The sequence below is a fragment of the Nonomuraea insulae genome (genome assembly GCF_042656245.1).
Genome location: NZ_JBHSPA010000047.1, coordinates 166,957 through 189,263 on the forward strand (window position 1 = coordinate 166,957; position 22,307 = coordinate 189,263).

At 71.3% G+C, this 22,307-nt stretch carries 20 protein-coding genes; 14 read left to right on the forward strand and 6 right to left on the reverse strand.

The genetic code is table 11. The features are described from left to right. Positions 1-73 precede the first annotated feature (73 nt). From zwf to eda, 4 genes are all read left to right on the forward strand, one after another. A complete protein-coding gene (zwf, locus tag ACFPZ3_RS37995) occupies positions 74-1,549 on the forward strand; it encodes a glucose-6-phosphate dehydrogenase (protein WP_379519175.1) in 1,476 nt (491 codons plus the stop codon). Beyond that, positions 1,546-3,486: a phosphogluconate dehydratase gene (gene edd / locus ACFPZ3_RS38000; protein ID WP_379519176.1), complete on the forward strand. Its 1,941-nt coding sequence runs from the start codon at positions 1,546-1,548 to the stop codon at positions 3,484-3,486. Before zwf ends, edd begins: the two co-directional genes overlap by 4 nt. Positions 3,487-3,573: 87 nt before the next feature. Beyond that, entirely contained in the window at positions 3,574-4,539 is a 966-nt protein-coding gene (gene glk / locus ACFPZ3_RS38005) for a glucokinase (RefSeq protein ID WP_379519177.1), read from the forward strand. Between the two features lie 144 nt (positions 4,540-4,683). After that, positions 4,684-5,295: a bifunctional 4-hydroxy-2-oxoglutarate aldolase/2-dehydro-3-deoxy-phosphogluconate aldolase gene (gene eda, locus ACFPZ3_RS38010; protein WP_379519178.1), complete on the forward strand. Its 612-nt coding sequence runs from the start codon at positions 4,684-4,686 to the stop codon at positions 5,293-5,295. Positions 5,296-5,358: 63 nt separating this feature from the next. On the opposite strand, the gene ACFPZ3_RS38015 is transcribed toward eda, so the two are convergent. Next, the gene (locus ACFPZ3_RS38015; protein WP_379519179.1) at positions 5,359-6,849 is read right to left on the reverse strand and encodes a hypothetical protein; all 1,491 of its coding nucleotides are present in this window, start codon (positions 6,847-6,849) and stop codon (positions 5,359-5,361) included. A gap of 470 nt (positions 6,850-7,319) precedes the next feature. Here ACFPZ3_RS38015 and ACFPZ3_RS38020 point away from each other — a divergent pair, with 470 nt between their 5' ends. Both ACFPZ3_RS38020 and ACFPZ3_RS38025 read left to right on the forward strand, forming a co-directional pair. Continuing rightward, the gene (locus ACFPZ3_RS38020; protein ID WP_379519180.1) at positions 7,320-7,712 is read left to right on the forward strand and encodes a hypothetical protein; all 393 of its coding nucleotides are present in this window, start codon (positions 7,320-7,322) and stop codon (positions 7,710-7,712) included. A gap of 143 nt (positions 7,713-7,855) precedes the next feature. Continuing rightward, a complete protein-coding gene (locus ACFPZ3_RS38025; RefSeq protein ID WP_379519181.1) occupies positions 7,856-9,124 on the forward strand; it encodes a glycosyltransferase 87 family protein in 1,269 nt (422 codons plus the stop codon). On the opposite strand, the gene ACFPZ3_RS38030 is transcribed toward ACFPZ3_RS38025, so the two are convergent. Then, complete coding sequence (locus ACFPZ3_RS38030; protein ID WP_379519182.1) at positions 9,121-10,029, reverse strand: LysR family transcriptional regulator; 909 nt, start codon at positions 10,027-10,029, stop codon at positions 9,121-9,123. The two genes, ACFPZ3_RS38025 and ACFPZ3_RS38030, sit on opposite strands and share 4 nt — an antisense overlap. Positions 10,030-10,114: 85 nt before the next feature. Here ACFPZ3_RS38030 and ACFPZ3_RS38035 point away from each other — a divergent pair, with 85 nt between their 5' ends. The 7 genes from ACFPZ3_RS38035 (at position 10,115) to ACFPZ3_RS38065 (ending at position 18,848) form a co-directional block, all read left to right on the forward strand. Next, positions 10,115-10,978: an FAD binding domain-containing protein gene (locus ACFPZ3_RS38035; RefSeq protein WP_379519183.1), complete on the forward strand. Its 864-nt coding sequence runs from the start codon at positions 10,115-10,117 to the stop codon at positions 10,976-10,978. Position 10,979: 1 nt separating this feature from the next. Continuing rightward, complete coding sequence (locus tag ACFPZ3_RS38040) at positions 10,980-11,447, forward strand: (2Fe-2S)-binding protein (RefSeq protein WP_379519184.1); 468 nt, start codon at positions 10,980-10,982, stop codon at positions 11,445-11,447. Next, on the forward strand, positions 11,444-13,792 hold the full coding sequence (locus ACFPZ3_RS38045) for an aerobic carbon-monoxide dehydrogenase large subunit (RefSeq protein WP_379519185.1): 2,349 nt from the start codon (positions 11,444-11,446) through the stop codon (positions 13,790-13,792). The genes ACFPZ3_RS38040 and ACFPZ3_RS38045 overlap by 4 nt, the downstream gene beginning before the upstream one ends. A 64-nt stretch (positions 13,793-13,856) precedes the next feature. Continuing rightward, entirely contained in the window at positions 13,857-14,591 is a 735-nt protein-coding gene (locus ACFPZ3_RS38050) for an XdhC family protein (protein ID WP_379519186.1), read from the forward strand. 126 nt (positions 14,592-14,717) lie between these two features. Beyond that, positions 14,718-15,479: an IclR family transcriptional regulator gene (locus ACFPZ3_RS38055; RefSeq protein WP_379519187.1), complete on the forward strand. Its 762-nt coding sequence runs from the start codon at positions 14,718-14,720 to the stop codon at positions 15,477-15,479. Between the two features lie 138 nt (positions 15,480-15,617). Then, positions 15,618-16,754 (forward strand): cytochrome P450, encoded by a 1,137-nt coding sequence (locus ACFPZ3_RS38060; protein WP_379519188.1) that lies wholly within the window; start codon positions 15,618-15,620, stop codon positions 16,752-16,754. 114 nt (positions 16,755-16,868) lie between these two features. Next, the gene (locus ACFPZ3_RS38065; protein WP_379519189.1) at positions 16,869-18,848 is read left to right on the forward strand and encodes a protein kinase domain-containing protein; all 1,980 of its coding nucleotides are present in this window, start codon (positions 16,869-16,871) and stop codon (positions 18,846-18,848) included. A 1-nt stretch (position 18,849) separates the two neighbouring features. Here ACFPZ3_RS38065 and ACFPZ3_RS38070 read toward each other — a convergent pair whose 3' ends face one another. Then, positions 18,850-19,755: a D-isomer specific 2-hydroxyacid dehydrogenase family protein gene (locus ACFPZ3_RS38070; RefSeq protein ID WP_379519190.1), complete on the reverse strand. Its 906-nt coding sequence runs from the start codon at positions 19,753-19,755 to the stop codon at positions 18,850-18,852. Positions 19,756-19,821: 66 nt separating this feature from the next. Between ACFPZ3_RS38070 and ACFPZ3_RS38075 the strand changes: the two genes are divergently transcribed. After that, positions 19,822-19,989: a hypothetical protein gene (locus tag ACFPZ3_RS38075; protein ID WP_379519191.1), complete on the forward strand. Its 168-nt coding sequence runs from the start codon at positions 19,822-19,824 to the stop codon at positions 19,987-19,989. On the opposite strand, the gene ACFPZ3_RS38080 is transcribed toward ACFPZ3_RS38075, so the two are convergent. Genes ACFPZ3_RS38080 through ACFPZ3_RS38090 form a run of 3 tightly spaced genes read right to left on the reverse strand, consistent with a single transcriptional unit; the run spans position 19,982 to position 22,256 of the window. Continuing rightward, complete coding sequence (locus ACFPZ3_RS38080; protein WP_379519192.1) at positions 19,982-20,698, reverse strand: FadR/GntR family transcriptional regulator; 717 nt, start codon at positions 20,696-20,698, stop codon at positions 19,982-19,984. The genes ACFPZ3_RS38075 and ACFPZ3_RS38080 overlap by 8 nt on opposite strands. 12 nt (positions 20,699-20,710) lie before the next feature. Further along, a complete protein-coding gene (locus ACFPZ3_RS38085) occupies positions 20,711-21,331 on the reverse strand; it encodes a bifunctional 4-hydroxy-2-oxoglutarate aldolase/2-dehydro-3-deoxy-phosphogluconate aldolase (protein WP_379519193.1) in 621 nt (206 codons plus the stop codon). Positions 21,332-21,341: 10 nt separating this feature from the next. Then, entirely contained in the window at positions 21,342-22,256 is a 915-nt protein-coding gene (locus ACFPZ3_RS38090) for a sugar kinase (RefSeq protein ID WP_379519194.1), read from the reverse strand. Between the last annotated feature and the right edge of the window lie 51 nt (positions 22,257-22,307).

Consider the following 22,307-nt stretch of genomic DNA (forward strand, 5'->3'; position numbering starts at 1 on the left):
CGCTTGCGTACGACCCAAACTCTCGTTAGTGTCCGTTCTGTCCCTGCTTGGTAGATCATCGGAGTCCCTAACCGTGTCCACCACCCCAACCCCCAGCCCTGCTCATCTCGCCGACCTCGTCGTCTTCGGCGGCACCGGCGACCTGTCCATGCGCAAGCTGCTCCCCGCGCTCTACCACAGCGACAGGGACGGCCGGCTCGCCCCGGAGACCCGCGTCATCGCCCTGTCCAGGGGCGGCCTGACCGACGCCGACTTCCGCGGCAAGGTGGACGCCGAGGTACGCGACAGCGTCCCGATCGACGACCTCGCCGTGTGGGAGCGCTTCCTCGGCCGCCTGCACCACGTGTCGGTGGACGTCGGCGGCGAGAACAGGTCCGGGTGGGGCACGCTGGCCGGGATGCTGGCCGAGTACGAGCAGCGCGACCGGGTCTTCTACCTGGCCAGCCCGCCCAGGACGTTCGGCCCCTTCTGCCGCGAGGTGCACGAGGCCGGCCTGGTGACGCCGCGCTCGCGCGTGGTGCTGGAGAAGCCGCTGGGCCAGGACCTGTCGAGCGCGCGGCGCATCAACGACGAGGTCGGCGCGATCTTCGACGAGCGCCAGATCTTCCGCATCGACCACTACCTGGGCAAGGAGACGGTGCAGAACCTGCTGGTCCTGCGCTTCGCCAACGCCTTCCTCGAACCGATCTGGAACTCCCTGTGGATCGACCACGTCCAGATCACCGCGGCCGAGACCGTCGGCACGCCCGGCCGCCGTGGCTACTACGACCACGCGGGCGCGCTGCGCGACATGGTGCAGAACCACCTGCTGCAGCTCCTGACGCTGACCGCGATGGAGCCGCCGGCCCGCAACGACCGCGAGGCCATCAGGGACGAGAAGGTCAAGGTGCTGCAGGCGCTGCGGCCGATCACCGGTGGCGAGGTGGACCGGTTCACCGTGCGCGGGCAGTACACCGGGGCCGGGGACATGCCGGGCTACCTCGACGAGCCCGGCTCCACGCCGCCGACCGAGGCGTCGGGCAGGGTGGAGACGTTCACCGCGATCCGGGCCGAGGTCAAGAACTGGCGGTGGGCGGGGGTGCCGTTCTACCTGCGCACCGGTAAGCGGATGCCGTACCGGCGCTCGGAGATCGTGGTGCAGTTCAAGGACGTGCCGCACTCCATCTTCCCCGGCGGCGCGCCGAACCGCCTCGTGCTGCGACTGCAGCCGGAGGAGGGCATCGAGCTGCACATCATGGCCAAGGAGCCGGGCGCGGGCGAGGTGACGCTGAAGCCGGTGCCGATGTCGCTGAGCTTCGGCAAGACGTTCACGGCGCGGGTGCCGGAGGCGTACGAGCGGCTGCTGACCGACGTGCTGGCCGGGAACCCGACATTGTTCATGCGGCGTGACGAGGTCGAGGCGGCCTGGCGCTGGATCGACCCGATCCTGGACGCCTGGAAGGCCGGCGACGCCCTGCCCGAGCCCTACCCCGCCGGAACCACCGGCCCCGCCGGAGCCCACGAACTGCTCGGCCGCAGCGGGCGCGCCTGGCACGAGGAGGAACTGTGAATCGCGTAATCCAGGACATAACCGATCGGATCGCCGAGCGGAGCTCGGCCAGCCGCGCCGCGTACCTGGACCGGATCCGCCGCGACGGCGAGGCCGCGCGGGCGAAGGGGCCGGCGCGGGCGCACCTCGGCTGCGCGAACCTCGCGCACGGTTTCGCGGGCGCCTCGGCCGAGGACAAGCCCGCCCTGCGCGGTACGGCCAAGCCCGGCGTCGCCATCGTGACCAGCTACAACGACATGTTGTCCGCCCACCAGCCGTACGAGACCTACCCGCAGGAGCTGAAGGCGGCCGTGCGCAAGGCCGGCGGCGTGGCGCAGGTGGCGGGCGGCGTGCCCGCGATGTGCGACGGCATCACGCAGGGCCGGGCGGGGATGGAGCTGTCGTTGTACAGCCGCGACGTGATCGCCATGGCGGCCGCGATCGCGCTGTCGCACGACATGTTCGACTCCACCCTGCTGCTGGGCGTGTGCGACAAGATCGTGCCGGGGCTGTTCATCGGGGCGCTGCACTTCGGTCACCTGCCCGCGATCTTCGTGCCCGCCGGCCCCATGACCTCGGGCCTGCCGAACAAGGTCAAGGCGCGCACCCGCCAGCTCTTCGCCGAGGGCAAGGTCGACCGGGTCGAGCTGCTCGACGCCGAGGCGAAGTCGTACCACTCCCCCGGCACCTGCACCTTCTACGGCACCGCGAACTCCAACCAGGCGCTGATGGAGGTCATGGGCCTGCACCTGCCGGGCTCGACGTTCGTCAACCCGCACACCGAGCTGCGCCACGCCCTCACCGAGGCGGCCGGGCGGCGGGCGACGGAGATCACGGCGCACGGCTCGGAGTACACGCCGATCGGCGAGCTGGTCGACGAGAAGTCCATCGTGAACGCCTGCGTCGCCCTGCTGGCCACCGGCGGGTCCACGAACCACACGCTGCACCTGGTGGCCATGGCGGCGGCCGCGGGCATCGTACTGACCTGGGACGACCTGGCCTGCCTGTCGGAGGTCGTGCCGTCGCTCACCAAGATCTACCCGAACGGCCAGGCGGACGTGAACCACTTCCGCGACGCCGGTGGCATGCAGGTGCTCATCGGCGACCTGCTCGACGAGGGGCTGCTGCACGCCGACGTGCTGACCGTGGCGGGCCGCGGCCTCGACCGCTACCGCGAGGCGCCGTCGCTGATCGACGGCGAGCTGGTCTGGGAGCCCGTCAAGGGCGGCAGCTCCGACCTGGACGTGCTGCGGCCGGCCGCCGACCCGTTCTCGGCGGACGGCGGCATCCACATGGTCGAGGGCAACCTCGGCCGCGCCGTGAGCAAGGTGTCGGCGGTCAAGCCCGAGCACCTCGTCATCGAGGCGCCGGCCAAGGTGTTCGACGACCAGCTCGACCTGCTGAAGGCGTTCGAGGCGGGCGAGCTGAACGGCCAGGACTTCGTGGCGGTCATCCGCTACCAGGGACCCAGCGCGAACGGCATGCCCGAGCTGCACAAGCTCACCTCGCCGCTGGGCGTGCTGCTCGACCGCGGGCAGCGGGTGGCGATCGTCACCGACGGCCGCATGTCGGGCGCGTCCGGCAAGGTGCCCGCGGCCATCCACCTGTCGCCGGAGGCGGCCGACGGCGGGCCGATCGCGCTGGTGCGCGACGGCGACGTGATCAGGCTCGACTCGGCGGCGGGCACGCTGGAAGTGCTGGTGCCCGCCGAGGAGCTGGCCAGGCGCACGCCCGAGGGCCGGCCGCTGAGCGACGCGCAGTGGGTCGGCACGGGGCGCGAGCTGTTCGCCACCTTCCGCCGGATGGCCGGGCACGCCGAGCAGGGCGCGGGCATCTTCGGGGTGAGCGGCGCCGAGTCGCCGCACCACGGCCCCGGCCTGGGCTTCCCCGCAGAGGCGGGCTCCTCGCACCTGGAGACGGGCGCGCCGGTCGGCGCACCGGCCGGACTGGCCCGGTGACGCCCGCGTGGAGAACGTGAACGACCATGGCATCCTTCGGATGATGGCGAGCGATCTTGACGCCGCCCTGACAGCCGGAGGTATGCGGTGAGTGCCCTGGACCTGCCGTGGCTCGTCGCCGACATCGGGGGGACCAACGCCCGGTTCGGCCTGGTCACCTCGCTCGGAGCGCGCCCCTCGAACGTCGCGGTCCTGGCCGGCGCCGACTACGCCACCCTCCCCGAAGCCGTAGCCGCCTATCTCGCGGAACACTCGGGCGGAGTGCGGCCGGGGGCGGCCTGCCTGGCACTGGCGGGGCCGATCGACGGCGACCGGTACCGGCTCACGAACTCGGCGTGGGCCGGGTCCGTACGCGACCTCGGCGTGCCGTACGTGCGGCTGCTGAACGACTTCGAGGCGCTGGCCGTGTCGCTGCCCCACCTGGACGGCGACGACCTGATGTCTCTGGGCGGGCCGATGCCCTGCCACGGCGTCAAGGCGGTGCTCGGGCCGGGAACCGGGCTCGGCGTGGGCGGGCTGGTGCCCGCCGAGCACGGCTGGACGCCGATCCCCAGCGAGGGCGGGCACGTCACGGTGCCGGTGGTGGAGCGGCGGGAGGTCGAGGTCGTACGGGCGCTGCAGTCGCAGGGGCTGCCGCACGTGGTGGCCGAGCACGTGCTGTCCGGGCCTGGCCTGGTACGCCTGCACCGGGCGCTGGCCCAGGTCAACGGGGTCAGCGCGCCGGACCTGAACGCCTCCGACATCGTGGCCCGGGTGGACGACTCGTTGTGCGCGGAGACGGTCGAGGTGTTCTGCGGGATGCTGGGCAGTTTCGCCGGCGACGTGGCCCTGACCCTGGGGGCCCGGGGTGGGGTGTACCTGGGCGGCGGAGTGCTGCCACGTATCGTGGAACGCGTGCGTACCAGTAGCTTCCGGACGCGGTTCGAGGACAATCCCGACATGGCCGCCTATCTCGCGGCCATCGGAACCGTGCTGATCGTCGCGCCCCAGCCCGCCCTCACGGGCGCGGCGGCCTGGCTGAGCCAGCATGCGCGGCGGGAGCTGGTGGGGTGAACCCCGCCGCGACCCGCACCGGACGTCGCGCGGCGGCTCTCGGGCGCGTCCCGCGAGGCGGGCGCCCCGGAAGAGCGCCGGTCGCGGACATTTTGCGTTGTACATGACTAGACGGCCGTAAGCCTGGCCGACGAGGAGAAACCCATGAGCCTGCTCGATCTCGCCCCAGTGATCCCCGTCGTGGTGATCGAGGACGCCGGGACGGCCGTTCCGCTGGCCCGGGCGCTGGTGGCCGGTGGGTTGCCGGTCATCGAGGTGACCCTGCGCACGCCCGCCGCACGTGAGGCCATCGCCAGGATCGCCGAGGAGGTGCCCGAGGCGACCGTGGGCGCGGGGACGATCCGGACGACCGACGACATCTCTGCGTCCGTGGCGGCGGGGGCGAAGTTCCTGGTCTCGCCGGGCACGACCCTGTCGCTGGTCGAGGCGCTGGACTCGAGCGGTGTCCCGTACCTGCCGGGCGCGGCCACCGTGTCCGAGGCGATGGCGCTGGCCGAGCGGGGGATCAAGGAGCTGAAGTTCTTCCCCGCCGAGGCCGCGGGCGGCATCCCCTACCTCAAGGCGATCGGCGGCCCGCTGCCGGACGTACGGTTCTGCCCGACCGGCGGCATCCGCGTGAACACCGCCCCCGACTACCTCGCCCTGCCGAACGTGGGCTGCGTCGGCGGCACCTGGCTGACCCCGGCGGACGCGCTGAAGGCCGGGGACTGGGGCCGCGTGGAGAAGCTGGCCGCGGAGGCCGCGGCCCTCAAGTAACGCAGCATCTTGCACATGCCATGAGCCGGGTAGTCCTATGTCTCGGCTCATGGCATTATCTGCTCAGGAACGGCTTTGGGGGATTAGGTCGACCCGCGTGAGTCCACAGGATCGCAGAGTCTCGTCCAGTTGACGGACGTAGGTGGTGTTCGCCCAGGGCTCCAACTGGAGCTTCGCCTGACCAATCTCGTGGGCCAGACCACTCCATGATCCCTTTGAACTTCGTGCTATACCTGCCAGATAGGACTCGGCAGCCGCTATGACGTCTCGGGGCTGATTCAGCTGGACCAGCAAACCGGTCCTCCTTGATTCCACAGCCGTGGGCGAAACCCAATGCAGGAACGCCGGTTCGTTGTCCTTGGGCGCTTCCGCCGACGCGAGTGCTCTTTCGTGCGCGCGGACACTCCTCGCAGCATTTCCCTCGGCAGCGTGGGCGAGAGAGAACAGCGATTCGCACAACGGTGTCAGCAGCTTGCTCGGAGATCTGGCGGCCCAGCTCTGAACAGCAAGGGCGTGATCCCAGATGGCAGCCGTCCGGTTCTGGTCGGCGGCCATCCTGCCCATCCAGTAGTGCACGTATCCGACCAGCGTCGGGTCCCCGAGATCGAGTGCCGCGCGCAGGCCATCAGACAGTCGTTTTTCCGCTGCCGCGTAATCGCGCAGATCGTAGGCGAAGTAGCCAGACAACTGCGACATCTGGGCGTAGTTGTTGAGAAGCCTGTCACGCAGGCCCGGCAGCATCGCCTCCCGGGCCAACAGCCTTTCGACAGCGGCCCGCTGCCCGTGGATCGCGCTGGACAACGTCGCCGGGCCGGACACTTCGTCCACCTTGCGCGCGTGCGAGGTCAGCTTCTCGAACGTACTCACCGTGGCCTCGTCCAGTCGCCGGCTGTCGCGCAGCACTCCGGCCAGACGCTCTTCCTCCTCCGAGGTGAGCACCCTCAGCAGTTCGAGCGCCCCGCCCCCGCCGAACACCAGCGCCAGTTCGAAGAGCAGTTCCCTTCGCCTCATGTCGGTCTCCTCAACGTCGATGGCGCGCAGCAGCCGGACGCAGGCGGGCGCGTCCACTGCGGTCGTGCCCGGGAACGTGCTCCATTCATCCCCCTCCGCGGTGACACGACTGTCCCGGTCCGGCTTTGCGGGCCGGTTGACATCGAGGTGGTGGAAGTCCGCGCCGCTGATCAGTCCGCGATCACACTTCTTGTACGAGGCCACAGCCTCTTCGGGCAGCAGCCTCTGGGTGGCGGTCTGATAGATCCTCGCCAGCTCGACGAGCAGCGGTGCGGGCGGCCGGCGCCCCGCCTGCGGCCACCCCTCATAGTCGTAATGTCGCGAGTCCCGCAGCGCGGCCGTGCCCGCCGGATCGGCGTCGTTGACCACTCCCACCACATCAGCGGCGGTGCGGCCATGCGCCAGCCGGTAGAGCCGCAACGGATTCACATGGTGGGTGAGCGCGATCACATCGGCGATCTGATCCCATGTGAAGCCCTTAGGTCGGAGCTCACGACTCCAGGAACGAGCCTGAAGCAACACCCGATAGCCCTCACCGGACATCCGTATCACCCTTCCACGACCCGTTCCGCACTGGCGATCAGAGAGATCGACCAGGACCACAACGGTGATCCCGGCCGCCGGATGTTGCCCACGCCTCTTCGTGACCCTGTTGCGGCGACGCCGGCCAGCTCAAAACCGGTATGCGACTTCAAACCACCGCAGGGGCTTACGTCCAGATCACGGCTGCTGACGCCGCAACACCGATCGTCCGGACCAATTCGAAAATCCGGCGACCCGCCACATAGGCGGCGCATGACTGCATCCTTGCCATTTAATGCACATTAATCGCCTTTGTCTTAATAACTGCCACAGTTGCCGCAAATGGAAAACTTCGAATGACAGGAATTAAGACACGCCCCCAGCGACCATCATCTCGGCACGCAAATATCCTCCGCGTTGACACAGCGAACGCGATGTGTGAATTTACAGACGGAAGTGCTCCGGCAAGGCAAGGCGATTTGAGGGCATTGGTGGAAAAATACGCGTTCTTTTCCCGAGCGGTCGGCGCGGTGGCCGCCGCAGCCATCATCATGCTCGCGGGACACGTTGCCGTACCTGCATCCGGTTACGCAGTGGGGCCGAACGGGCAGCGCATCACCATCAAAAGCGGACGGGAACAGAGCCAGGCGAAAGTGTGCGGCAACAACGAACGCAACAAGCGTGTCTGCACGAATGCCTTCGCCCTCAACTCGGCAAATGGGAAAATACGCTGGACCCGCGTCCACGGCTATTACTGGAAGGGGAAGGTCGACATCGAGGTCGGGACAATCATGAGCCCCAGCGACCCGTTGGAATGGGGTACGTACAAACGTGATATCCCAGTCAGTTGGAACGGCGACTGGTACCCCATCGACGTCAGCTGATGTCGCGAATGGTCCACTGCACATTAAGCTGATGCCTCCGTGACGGTCGGCCGCCTCCAACACCGTGTGATCGCTCCACGGGTGATAACACACCTCCCCGGCGGCCGGTCCACATTTCCCCATCTCGACCGGAGGTAGTCACCGTGCGTGGGAAGGCCAGGCGGCGGGTGACCGTACCAGGGCGGCGGACGCCGATCCGGCGCCTCCTGCCGGTCGTGGCCTGGACGTGCGCCGTCCTCGTCACCGTCGCCGCGATCGCCCCGCTGGTGCTGCACTGGCTGACCAACCCGGACGATCAGCGACTGGTGGACCTGGCGGTCTACCGCGAGGGCGGGCAGAGCTTCTTGCAGGGCCGGGCGATCTACGACTACCTCACGCCCGCCCCGCAACTACTGCCCTTCACCTATCCACCTGTCGCCGCGCTGCTGGCCGCCCCGCTCGCCGCGCTGCCCTGGCCGGTGGTGCAGTGGCTCTGGACGGCGGGGATCTTCGCGTGCCTGGCGGTCGTCCTCGCCGTCGCCTTCCGGCCGTTCCTGCGCAAGGCCGGGCAGTGGCGGCCGGCGGCGTTCGCGGTGCTGTTCATCGCCTCGGCGTATCTGCTGCCCATGCAGTATCAGGTGCGCTTCGGCCAGGTCGGCATCCTGCTGACCATGCTGTGCCTGCTCGACTGCACGATCAAAGCCCCCTGGTGGCCACGCGGCGTGCTCATCGGCCTGGCCACCGCGATCAAGCTGACCCCCGGGCTGTTCATCATCTACTTGTGGATCACCGGCCGGCGGGCCGCCGCCGCGGCGGCGGGCGTCACCACAGCCATGCTCATGCTCATCCCCTTCGTGGTGATCCCCGACGACACGGCCCGCTTCTGGTTCGGAGCCCTGCTGGACAGCGGCCGCGTCGGCGCCAACAACGCCACCACCAACCAGTCGATCCGCGGCATGCTCCTGCGGCTGTACCTGGACAGCGGCCTCACCAGCATCCTGTGGACGATCCTGGTGACGGTGGTCGGCGTGATCGGCTTCCGCGCCGCCCACCTGCTCTGGTCCACCCGGCAGGAGATCGCGGCGGTCTCCGTCGTCGGACTGCTGACCGCGCTGCTGTCGCCGGTCGGATGGATCCACCACTACACGTGGATCATCCTCACCATCGCGGCACTCCTGCAAGACGGCACCTCCGCCAGACGCGACCTGGGCGCGGCCTCCCTCTGGCTCGCCTTCACCATCCCCATCCCCTACCTGGGCGTCGCCGTGCTGGCCGCGCAGCCGACGCAGGTGCCGGCGCTCGTCCTCGGGAAGATCGTGCAGGACGGCTACGGGCTCATCGCCGTCGGCCTGGTGGTCGTCACCTGGTGGCGGCTGAGGCCGGGGTTCCACGGCGACCGGTCGGTCACGTCGGCTGGGCTCACGGCGTACTAACTCCAGATCGACACGTGCACCGGAGGGCGGAAGCGGCTGCGGGGGATGCCGTCGTCCGGGGTGCGCATTGTCTGGGTGGCCGCCGGTGTGGTGAGGAAGTCGAGGAAGGCGCCCGCCACCGCCGACCGGTTCGGCGGTTCGAGGGTGGTGGCGTACCAGTACGCGGCCAGCGGGGTCGCGGGGGTCTCGATGGGGACCAGTGAGCCCTTGCGCAACTGGGAGGCGACCAGGTGAGCGGTGGCGGGGGCGACGCCGACGCCCTCGGCGGCCGCCTTCCAGGCCGCCGTCTGGTTCGCGAAGACGCGTACCTGGGACTCCTGCACCCGTAACAACCGCAGCAACCGGCTGGTGTCGCTGGCCGGGTCGGTGCCCGAGGGGCCGACGAGCCAGTGGTCGCGGCTGCCACGGGGGGAGCCGACGACGATGAGGCGGCAGCGCAGGATCGGGCGGCTGGCCAGCCCCTCCCCCGCCGTCTGCGCCCCGAGCGCGACGTCGGCCAGGCGGCTGGACAGCAGGAGCGGCACCTCGGCGGTGGCCGCGACGCCCGTGGTGGCGTCCACGGGCTTGCGCTGGGTGAAGAGGCAGAGCAGGGGGCCCGCGACGTACTCGGCCAGGCCGGCGTCCATGACCACGTGCAGCCGGGCGGGGTGGCCGGGCTGGACGGCGGCGACCGCCTCCGCGCCGAGGGCGACGATCTGGGAGGCGATGCCGAGCAGGCGGCGGCCGCCCTCCGTGAGCACCATCCGGTCGGCGGAGCGGGTCACGAGCGGGTCTCCGAGATGTCTGCGGAGCTGGGCCAGCGACTGGGAGACGGCGGGTTCGCTGACGCCGAGCGCGCGGGCCGCGGCCTTGACGGAACCGAGGCGGGCGACGAAGACGAACGCGCCGAGCTGGCTGAGGGTCACGCCTCTTTCATAGTTCTCCGGACCGTATTAAGGAATCCCTTATTTGTGGATTGTCGCGACAAATCGGTAACAGCAATGTGCTGTCATGCAGGTTCCCGCGAGATTCGAATACGAGAGAGCGGACAGTGTGCCGCACGCGCTCGAACTACTGGAGCGCTACGGCCCCGAGGCCAGGGTCGTCGCAGGCGGGCACAGCCTCATCCCGATGATGAAGCTGCGCCTGGCCCAGCCCGAGGCGCTGATCGACATCAATGGTCTGGCCCCTGAGCTGGGGCGGATCGCGGTCGAGGGCGACGAGCTGGTCATCGGTGCGCTGGTGCGGCACGCGGAGTTGCTAGAGAGCACGACCGCGACCGACCTTTTCCCGATATTTCGGGATGCTGAGCGCGTTATAGCTGACCCAATAGTACGAAATCGGGGGACCGTTGGCGGCTCCTTGTGCCAAGGGGATCCTTCTGAGGATTTGTCGGCCGTGTTCGCGGCCCTGCGGGCCACCGCGGTCATCCAGGGACCCGGCGGCACCCGTACGGTTCCGGTCAGACAATTCCACCAGGGTCCTTACGAGACCGCCGTCGAGCCCGGCGAACTCCTCATCCAGCTCCGCGTGCCCGTCGCGCCCGGCACCGGCAGCGCCTACGAGAAGGTCGAGCGGCGCGTCGGCGACTGGCCCGTGGCGGCGGCCGGGGCGGTCCTGCGGATCGCGGACGGCCTGATCGCGCAGGCGGGCATCGGCCTGACGGCGGTGGGGGCCGAGCACTTCTGCGCCCCCGAGGCCGAGACGTACCTGGAGGGCAGGCCCCCGGGTGAGGAGGCGTTCGCGCAGGCGGGCAGGATCGCCGCCGAGCACTGCGCACCGCACCCCGACCAGCGCGGGCCCGCCGACTACAAACGCCACCTGGCCGCCGAGCTGACCCGGCGCGCGCTGACCGACGCAGCGGGAAGGATCTGACATGCGGATCACGGTCACGGTGAACGGGCAGCCGTACACCAGGGACGTCGAGCCGAGGCTGCTGCTCGTGCACTTCCTGCGCGACGAGCTGGACCTGACCGGCACCCACTGGGGCTGCGACACCTCCAACTGCGGCGTCTGCACGGTTCAGCTCGACGGCGTGCCGGTCAAGTCGTGCACGGTGCTGGCCGTCATGGCCGACGGGCACGAGGTGACGACGGTGGAGGGGCTGGAGCGGGACGGCGACCTGGACGCGGTCCAGAAGGGGTTCGTGGAGTGCCACGGGCTGCAGTGCGGGTTCTGCACGCCGGGCATGCTGCTGACGGCGCGCGCGCTGCTGGACCGCAATCCCGACCCCGACGAGGGCCAGATCCGCGAGGCCATCTCGGGCCAGCTCTGCCGGTGCACCGGCTACGAGAACATCGTCCGCTCGATCAGGTGGGCCGCCGAGACGGAGGCGAAGTCATGAGCTATGGGCGAATGCACCGCAAAGAGGACGCGCGGTTCATCCGCGGTCGCGGCAACTACACCGACGACGTACGCCTGCCCGGCATGTTGTACGGAGCCATCCTGCGCAGCCCCCACGCCCACGCCGCGATCGTCTCCATCGACACCAGCGCCGCCGAGGCCCACCCCAAGGTCAAGGCCGTCATCACGGGCCAGACCCTGGAGGGGCTGAACCTGGCCTGGATGCCCACGCTGTCGCAGGACACGCAGGCGGTGCTGGCCACGGACAAGGTGCGCTTCCAGGGGCAGGAGGTCGCGTTCGTGGTGGCCGAGGACCCCTACTCGGCACGTGACGCGCTGGAGCTGATCGACGTCGAGTACGACCCCATCGACGCGGTCATCGACGCCAGGCGGGCCCTCGACCCGGACGCCCCGGTCATCAGGGACGATCTCGAAGGGCGTACGGGAAACCACATCTTCGACTGGGAGGCCGGGGACAAGGCGCGGACGGGCACGCTCTTCGCGCAGGCGGAGGTCACGGTCGCGCAGGACATGCTCTACCCGCGCGTGCATCCCGCCCCGCTGGAGACGTGCGGCGCGCTGGCGGACTTCGACAAGGTCACGGGCAAGCTGACCATCTGGTGCCCGACGCAGGCGCCGCACGCCCACCGGACGTTGTACGCGATGGTGGCCGGGCTGCCCGAGCACAAGATCCGGGTGATCTCCCCGGACATCGGCGGCGGCTTCGGCAACAAAGTCGGGATTTATCCAGGATATGTCTGCGCGATCGTCGGCTCGATCGTCACCGGCCGCCCGGTCAAGTGGATGGAGGACCGCTCCGAGAACCTGATGAGCACCTCCTTCGCCCGCGACTACCACATGCGCGGCGAAGTGGCCGCGACCCGCGACGGCAAGATCCAGGCGATCAGGGTGAAGGTGCTGGCCGACCACGGCGCGTTCAACGGCACCGCGCAGCCGACCAAGTTCCCGGCCGGGTTCTTCCACGTCTTCTCCGGCTCCTACGACATCGAGGCCGCCCACTGCGAGGTCACCGGCGTCTACACGAACAAGGCCCCAGGCGGCGTCGCCTACGCCTGCTCCTTCCGCGTCACCGAGGCCGTCTACCTGGTCGAGCGCATGGTGGACGTGCTGGCAGCCGAGCTGGGCATGGACCCGGCCGAGCTGCGCATGCGCAACCTGCTCAGGCCGGAGCAGTTTCCCTACACCTCCCCCACCGGCTGGGAGTACGACTCCGGCGACTACCCCAAGGCGCTGCGCCTGGCCATGGACATGATCGGCTACGACAAGCTCCGTGCCGAGCAGGCCGACAAGCGGTCCAGGGGCGAGCTGATGGGCATCGGGGTCAGCTTCTTCACCGAGGCGGTCGGGGCGGGCCCGCGCAAGCACATGGACATCCTGGGCCTCGGCATGGCCGACGGGGCCGAGCTGCGCGTGCACCCGACGGGCAAGGCGGTGCTGCGGGTGTCGTGCCAGTCGCAGGGCCAGGGGCACGAGACCACGTTCGCCCAGATCGTCGGGCAGGAGCTGGGCATCTCGGCCGACGACGTGGAGGTGGTGCACGGGGACACCGACCAGACGCCGTTCGGCCTGGGCACGTACGGCTCCCGCTCCACCCCCGTCTCCGGCGCCGCCGCGGTGATCGTGGCCAGGAAGGTACGCGACCGGGCCAAGATCGTGGCGGCGGCCATGCTGGAGGCGTCGCCGGACGACCTGGAGTGGGCCGACGGGAAGTGGTCGGTGGTGGGCGACCCGGGCACCGGCAAGTCGCTGGCCGAGATCGCGCTGGCCGCGCACTCGAACCTGGAGCTGCCGGAGGGCGTCGAAGGTCACCTGGACGCCGTCACCGTCTACAACCCGCCGAACCTGACCTATCCGTTCGGGGCCTACATCTGCGCCGTGGACGTCGATGCCGGCACCGGGCAGGTCAAGGTACGCAGGTTCGTCGCGGTGGACGACTGCGGCGTGCGGATCAACCCCATGATCGTCGAGGGGCAGATCCACGGCGGGCTGGCCGACGGGGTGGGCATGGCGCTCATGCAGGTGATGGCGTTCGACGAGGACGGCAACCACCTGGGCGCCTCGTTCATGGACTACCTGCTGCCGACTTCGATGGAGTGCCCGTCGTGGGAGCTGGGCGAGACCGTGACGCCCTCGCCGACGCACCCGATCGGGGCCAAGGGCGTCGGGGAGTCGGCCACGGTCGGGTCTCCGGCGGCGGTGGTCAACGCCGTGGTGGACGCGCTGGCGCCGTACGGGGTGCGGCACGCCGACATGCCTCTCACGCCCGCGAACGTGTGGCGGGTCATCCAGGGCGACCCGTTCCGCACGGACCTGGCGATCCCGTGAGCGACCCAAGGGAGCGAGCCATCAGACGCCGCGCCTCGGTCACAGGATCGACGAAGGAGGGCCTGTGACCGAATTCCTCGGTATGCCGTCTCGGCCGCGGCCGGTCGCCGACCTGGACACCCGGGTGGCGCGGCTGCGGTCGGGGCGGGAGCCGTACGTGCTGGCCACGGTCGTGCGCGCGCAGCGGCCCACCAGCGCCAAGGCCGGCGACCGCGCGCTGGTGCTGCCCGACGGGACGATCGAGGGTTTCGTCGGCGGCACGTGCGCGACCGACACCGTACGCGCCCAGGGCCTGCGCCTGATGCGCACCGGGCAGGCCACGCTGCTGCGGATCACCCCGGAGGCCGACGAGCCGCACGAGGAGGAGGGCCTGGTCGCGGTGGGCCAGCCGTGCCTGTCCGGCGGCACCCTGGAGATCTTCCTGGAGGCGGTGCTGCCGCCCACGCTCGTCCGCGTGCACGGCGACAGCCCCATCGCGCGGGCCTTCGCCGCGGTCGGGAAGGCGCTCGGGTACACGGTCGAGACGGGCACGGGACCCGGCGCCGAGCCCATCGCCGACGACACCGCGGCCGTGCTGGTCGCCTCGCACGGCGTGGGCGAGGAGCCGGTGCTGCGGGAGGCGCTGGACAAGGGCGTGCCGTACATCGGGCTGATCGCCAGCCGCAGGCGCGGCACGGCGGTGCTGGCGGGCGTGGAAGGAGGCGAGCGGGTGCACGTTCCGGCGGGTCTGGACATTGGGGCCAGAACGCCGGGCGAGGTGGCGGTCTCCGTGTACGCGGAGATCATCGCTCGTCACTGAGCGGGTATCACCGCGCGGCAGCCGGGTAGGCCAGCAATTGGAAAACCGCAGCCCCGGGAAGCCCCTTCCGCTACTCGGAGAGCGAAAGGGACATTGATGCCGACGGAAACGGCCAGCCAAGCACACATGGTTCCTGACGAGCGCCCCGCGTCCCAGCCAGGCAGCCTGGAGAGGGGGATCGACATCCTCCTCGCGCTCAGCGCGGCCTCCCGTCCGGTCACGCTGTCGCAGCTCTGCCGGAGCACGGGGCTGCCCAAGTCGACCGCGCACCGGATCCTGGGCGTGCTGTGCTCACGAGAGCTGGCCCGGCGGGTGGGGAACGCCTACCTGCCGGGCGAGCTGCTGGAGTCGATGGCGGGCATCACCCGCGCGAGCGTGCCGGGCACCCGCAAGGGGGTGCTGCCGTACCTGCTCTATCTGTACGAGACCACCCGTCAGACGGTGAACCTGGCCGTGCCCTCGGGCCTGGAGGCCCGCTACGTCGAGCGCCTGTACGGCCACAACCGCGTCGACTCGCGCTCCGACGGCCTCGACCGGGCGCCGCTGCACTGCACGGCGACCGGCAAGGCGCTGCTGGCCTTCGACCCGAAGCTGCGCCAGGAACTGCTGGCGCGCGGCACGTTCGAGCGGCTGACCCGCCGCACGATCACCACCCTGGCCGGGCTCGAACGGGAGCTGGCCCAGGTCCGCAGGTACGGCATCGCCTACTCGCAGGAGGAGTACACCGAGGGCGTGGCCTGCGTGGCCGCCCCGGTGTTCGGCCCCAGCGGGCGGATCTGCATGTCGCTCGGCGTGGCCGCGCCCGCCCACCTGGCGCCGCTGGCCAAGCTGGGCATCTCCGTACGCGGCGCCGCCCAGGCCATCTCGGCCAGCCTCCTGAGTGTGTGAGGCGTTCCGGTCATCGGAACACCGGCCGATCTTGAAGCCGGAAGTGTTCCATTGACCGAAACCCCGGATTGCGGTCGCGGGTCCCTGAGCGATCACATCGAGGCATGAACGTCCCACCCGCTCAGCGGGAGGCTCCGCGTGCCTAGGGGGTTGCCCAGGGCCACCGTGCTGGAGAGCCTGCGCCTGGCGGCCACCCTCGTCCCGCCGGGCACGCCGCACGCCACGCACGGCCGCGACCCGATGCGCGCCCGCGCGCTCCTGGCCGTACTGGAATCCCGCTTCGGCGGCCGTCCCGTGCTGGTGCGCGGCCTGCGCGGCCCGGCCCTGCTCGTCATGTCCAAGCGTGACGCCCTGCGCGTGTTGTCCCAGGACTCCTACGCGCCCACGCTGGAGGAACGCCCCTTCGGCCTGCCCACCGACGTGCTGCGCCCGCGCTTCATCGAGATCGCCGGGCAGGAGGCGAAGGAGCTGACCGGCGGCGTGGTGGACCACGCGCGGGTCAGCGCGTGCTGGCAGCGCGTGGCCAGGCGCTGCGTGTACGGCGAGGGCGCCGCCGAGGACGAGGAGCTCAGCCGGCTCCTGCGGCGCGTCACGCGGGCCGGCCGCTGGCGGGCGCGGCGGCGCAGGGAGATCCTCTCGGGCCGCTACGACACCCGCATCATCGACCACCTGCGCCGGGCGGAGCCGGGCAGCCTGGCCGGGCTGATCGCGGAGACGCCGGAGGCCGAGTCGCGCGGGCTCATGCAGGCCGCGTACTGGCTGATGGGCCTCGGCTCGACCGCCGCCGGCATCACCCAGACGCTGGCGCTGCTGGCCGCCCACCCGACGCACCGCAAAACGGCCCGCCGCGACCCGGAACACCTGCGCGCCTGCCTGCGCGAGGGGCTACGCCTGTGGCCGCCGGTGCCGGCGGTGTCGCGGGTCACGACCACCGAGACCGAGTGGTACGGCACCGCCCTGCCCCCCGGCACCACCGTGGTCGTGCCGATCGCGGTGCACCAGCGCAGCCCGCGCCTGCCGTACGCGAACACCTTCACCCCCGAGATCTGGCTGGACGGCACCGCTGCCGACGAGTGGTGGGCCAGGCCCGGCTGCGACGGCATGCACCTGACGCTCGCGGTCGGCACCGCCTTCCTCTCGGCCATCCTGCGCGCGGCCCGTCCCAAGCCCGTCGGGCGGCTGCTGTCACCCCACCGGCCCCTGCCGCACACGATCGATCTTTCGCGGCTCCGGGTGACGATGCGCCCGCCGCGGCGCGACCCTGCTCAGGGCTAGTGGCCGACGGGCAGCCCCTTCCTCCGTTAGAGTCTGGGGGTACAAACGGGATGCCGGGCGGCGGAAAGATGCGGGTTGCCACCCAGGCCGGGCCGGCAGGAGGAACGGTTCGGATTGAGACGGGATGACGACGGCGAGAGGACGGCGACGTTGGGGCGCTCCGGAGGCACTCCTCTGCAGCCGGAAGATCCGCCGGCGATCGGCTCCTATGAGCTGATCAGCCGTCTCGGCTCCGGCGGCATGGGGGTGGTCTACCTCGCCAAGCCCGCCGAAGGTCCCCGGGTGGCGCTCAAGGCCATCCGGCGCGACTTCACCGCCGACCCCGTCTACCGGGCGCGGTTCAACGAAGAGGTGTCCAACGCGCGCAAGGTGGCCTCGTTCTGCACGGCGCGCGTGCTCGACCACGGTGAGGACCGGGGTGTCCTCTACCTCGTCACCGAGTACATCGACGGCATCTCCCTGGAAGACCATCTCATCGAGCACGGCGCGCTGTCGCCGTCCGTGCTGCACGCCGCCGCCGTGGGCGTCGCCGCCGCGCTGACCGCGATCCACGCGGCCGGGCTCGTGCACCGCGACCTCAAGCCGGCCAACGTGATGCTGACGCTGGCGGGGCCGCGGGTCATCGACTTCGGGCTGGCCCGCTCGACGCACGTCAACGCCCGGCACACCAACGCCGGCATGGTCATGGGCACGCCCGGATGGATCGCTCCCGAACAGGTCTTCGAGGGTCGCACCAGCCCGGCGGGCGACGTGTTCGCGTGGGGGTCGCTGATCGCGTACGCGGGGCTGGGCGGGCATCCGTTCGGCGAGGGGGACGCGTACGTGATGGCGGCCAGGGCCCGCCAGGCGCCGCCGGACCTGCGGGGGCTGCCCGCGCCGCTCGACCGGCTGGTGGCGGCGGCCATCCACCCCGACCCGGCGCGGCGGCCGACGGCCAAGCAGTTGCTGCTGGAGCTGGTGGAGGCGGCCGACGAGCCGGCCGCGCAGCTCGCCGCCACCAAACACCTGACCAGCGCGTGGAACCCGTCGGAGTTCGGCCCGCTGATGCCGCCTCCGATGCCTCCCGACCGCACCGGCCACGCCCCCCGGCCGCCCCAGGCCCGCGCGCCCCAGCAGCCGCCCCCCGCCGAACGCACCGGTCCCCGGCCCGGGACATCGCGGAGCCCGCAACAGCCACCCCCTGCAGAGCGCACCGGTCCCCGGCCCGGGACCTCGCGAAGCTCGCAACAGCCGCCGCCCGCCGAGCGCACCGGGCCGTTGCCGGGGTCCGGCCACGCGCCACACCCGGCCGAACGCACGGGTCCTCCGCCCGGGACGTCGCGGGGCCCGCACCAGCCGCCGCCCGCCGAGCGCACCGGGCCGTTGCCGGGGTCCGGCCACGCGCCGCATCCTGCCGAGCGCACCGGGCCCGTGCCCGGGACGTCGCGGGGGCCGCAGCAGCCGCCGTCCCCTGAGCGCACCGGGCCGTTGCCTGGCAGCGGGCGCGCGCCCCAGAGGCCGCGGCCCGCGCAGGTGCCGCCGCCGCACGCGGCCGGCCAGATGCCGCTCCCTCACCAGACGGGCCAGGGACCGCTCCCCCACCAGACGGGCCAGGGGCCGCTGCCGGGCTACCGGCCGGGCCGCCCCAAGCGGGGCGTGTTCTCGGGCTGCCTGACCGTCGTGGTGATCGCGGTCGTGGTGATGGTGGTGCTGCTGGCCCTGGTCGCCTGGTTGCTCCGCTCCCCGGCCGTCGGGGAGGACGGGCCGGTGCAGGACGGCAAGCTGCGTTTCGCCGTGACGAGCACGAAGTGCCCCAAGCCCGCCGAGGAGGCGCAGAAGCGTACGTGCCAGGTCGGCGTGCAGGTCAGGAACATCGGCGAGGAGGCCAGGGTGCTCTACCCTGGCCAGCAGAAGCTGATCGACGAGGACGACGAGCTGCACGGCGGCACCAAGCTGCTCGACAAGGGCGGCAAGGAGATCACCCCGATCCGCATCGAGGCGGGCCAGTCGTTCACCGGCGCGCTGGTGTTCGACCTGCCGAAGGACCTGGAGCCGGCGGGCATCGAGGTGCACGACTCCGGCCTGAGCAAGGGGGCCAGGCTCAACCTGGGCTAGCTCAGAAACCCTGTGCCGGGGAGACCACGCCCTCCAGCGGCGCGCCGTCCTGGAAGCGGCGCACGTTCGAGGTGACGCGTTCGGCCAGGCCGCGCCAGTAGGCGGGGCGGGGGTTGGCGCTGTGGGGGGTGATGAGGACGTTGTCCAGGTCCCAGAGCGGGTGGCCGGCCGGCAGCGGCTCGGGGGCGGTGACGTCGAGGGCCGCGCCGCCGATGCGGCCCGTACGCAGGGCGTCCACCAGGTCGTCTGTCACCACGAGGCCGCCTCTGGCCACGTTGACGAGCCAGGCGTCCTGGCGCATGAGCTCGAACTCGCGGGTCGCGAACATGCCTTTGGTGCCCGGCGTGGCGGGTGCCGCGATGACCACGTAGTCGGCCTCGGGCAGTGCCTCGCGGTAGCGGGCGCGCGGCACGACCTGGGCGGCGCCGGGCACCTCGCCGCTGTCGCTGACGGCCACCACCGTGCAGCCGAACGGCTCCAGCAGGCGGATCAGCGCCCGGCCGATGCCGCCGCAGCCGACGATCGCGACCGTCGAGCCGGCGAACTCCTTGGAGGTGTTGGGGCCCCACTCCTTCGCCCTGGCCAGCCGGGGCAGGCCTCGGGCGGCGGCCAGCATCATGGCCAGGGCGTGCTCGGCCACGGGCCGCCCGTAGGAGCCGGTGGCGGCGGTGAAGACGGGGTGGCCGGTGATGACCCCGGCCGCGGCCCACCGTTCGATGCCCGCGTGCGGGAGCTGCACCCAGCGGATGCCCTCGTGGAGCATCGAACGCACCTCGTCCGGGTCGTCGTTGCCGAAGTAGACGATCGCCTCGGCCTGCTCCAGGGGCACGACGCGGGCGCCGGCGCGGTGTACGGCGTCGATGAGCGCGGGCACGGGCTCGGGACCGACGTGGACGGCGACGGTCATCGGGTGATCTCCCCGTAGGTCATGGGGTGGGAGGGACATATGGCTCACCCTTTAGACGATGTTGACATGTCCGAATTATTGTCGCACCACCGGGGACGGGGTGGTCAGGGACGCGAGCTGTTCGTTGGACGCGCCGCCGCCATGTTCCTGGGCGCGGTGGTGGCGATGGTCTCCGGGCGGTTCGCCGTGTCCGGGCGGCCGGCCTCGGAGACGACCACCACCACGATCACGTGAGCGCGCAGGCGCCTCCTTCGAGGAGGTTTTCGACCTCGGTGCGGGCCGACTCCACGATCGACCGGAGCGCCTGCGCCGCCTCGGCCCCGTGCCCGGCGGCCACCGCCTCGGCCACGTCGAGGTGGCCCCGTACGGCGGCCGTGTCGAGCTGCTCGGGCAGCAGCAGGAGATCGCGCCTGGCCACGAGCAGTTCCTCGGTCACCTCGGCGAGCTGGGCGAACATGCCGTTGCCCGACGCGGTGAGCAGCACCCGGTGGAAGGCGGCGTCGGCCGCCACGAGCCCCTTGACGTCACCGCCCCCCGCCGCGCTCAGCAGGGCCTGGGCGTGCGCGATGAGCCGGCGCCGCACGTCGGGATCGGCGTGGACCGCGGCCAGCGCCGCGGCGGCCGGCTCGACCGCCACCCGCAACTCGGCCAGCTCCCGCAGTTGCACCGCGCGCCCTGGCGAGGTGAGCCGCCAGCGGATCACCTGCGGGTCGTAGAGGTTCCAGGCGCTCATCGGGCGCACGGTGACGCCGACCCGCGGGCGGCTGGTGACCACCCGTTTGGACTCCAGCACGCGTACGGCCTCCCTGGCGACCGTGCGGGAGACGCCGAACCGCTCCTGTACGTCCTCCAGGCGCAGGACCTCGCCCGCGCGCAGCTCCCCGGACGCCAGCGACCGGCCGATCCTGTCGACCACCTGCCCGTGCAGCCCCTGAAGCTCCATACCGCGCTCCCGTCAGCGGGCGTCGGCGAGTTTGGCGAGCAGCGTGGTGACCCGCTCCCCCGCCGCCCGCGCGCCGCCCGAGGTCAGCGCCGAGCCCATCCCGCAGGCCACGGCGCCGGCCGCGATCCACTCCGGCGCGTTGTCGATGCTCACGCCTCCCGTGGGGATCGCGGGCGCCTGCGGCAGCGCGGCCCGCACGTCCCGGAGCCACGACGGCGACACGGCCGAGGCCGGGAAGATCTTCACGGCGTCCGCGCCTTCCTCCAGCGCGCGGACGATCTCGCTCGGCGTCGTCACGCCGGGGAAGACCGGCACGCCGTAGCGGTGCCCGGCCCGGATCACCTCGGGGTTCAGGTTGGGTGAGACCAGGAAGCGCGCCCCCGCGCGTACGGCGGCGCCGGCCGCGGCTTCGTCGAGCACCGTGCCGGCCCCGATCAGCGCGTCCGGCCGCTGCTCGGTGAGGCGCTCGACGGCGGACAGCGCGCGCGGCGTGGTCAGCGCCACCTCGACAGCCTGCAGCCCCGCGTCCAGCACGGCCTGCGCGGCGGCCACCGCCTCGTCGGGCCCCGCGCTCCTGACGATCCCGAACACGCGTTGCGCGGTGACGGCCTGGACGATCTCCCAGCGGTACATGACTGCCTTTCTAGCGGTGTACGGTCTCTCCGGCCTCGGTGAACGCGGCCAGCGCGCGGTCCAGGCCGGCCCGGTCGGGCAGCCCGTCGGTGTCGTTGGGGCACTGCACGACGAGCGCGGCCACGGCCGCCGCCTCGCGCAGGCACACGTCGTACGGCCGCCCGCGCAACATCCCGGACAGGAACCCGGCCGCGAACGCGTCCCCAGCCCCCACGGGATCGGCCACCGGCACCGGGTAGGCCTCCTGCCGCAGCTCACCGCAGCTCGCCGACTTGTCGCGGTGCTTGACCACGACGAGTCCGGGCAGCTTGTCCGGATCGACGCCCAGGAGGTCGAGCTCGTCCTCCCCCGCCAGCACCACGTCGGCGCGGTCCAGCAGCGGCGCGACCCGCTCCCGCCACCGCTCGGGCGGGCCCAGCTTGAGCCGGATGTTGGGGTCGAAGGACACCAGCGCGCCCGCCTCCCGAGCCAGCTCCAGCAGGCGCAGTGTGGCCTCGCGGGCCGAGCCGGACAACATCGGCGTGATGCCGGTGACGTGGACGAGCCGGGCGCCGCTCACCATCCCGGCCGTCAGCTCGTCGGGGCCGAGCAGGGAGGCGGCCGACCCGGCGCGGTAGTACTGGACGTCGATCGCCCGGGAGGGATGGCTGTCGCGCAGCAGCAGCCCGGTCGGGGCGTACGGGTCGATGACGGCGTGGCGGGTGTCGATGCCCTCGGCCCGCAACATCGCCAGCACGGCCTTGCCCGCCGGGTCGGCGCCGAGCCTGCCCAGCCAGCGCACCTCGTGGCCGAGCCGGGCCAGGCCGGCGGCCACGTTGGACTCGGCCCCCGCCACGGAGCGGCGGAAGGCGATCGCCCGTTCCAGCGGGATGCCCGGCTCGGCCAGCATCAGCAACATCGCCTCGCCGCACACCACAACGCTCACAGAGCGAACTCCTCAAAGAAACGTCCTAATCGTACTATTAAATCACGATTT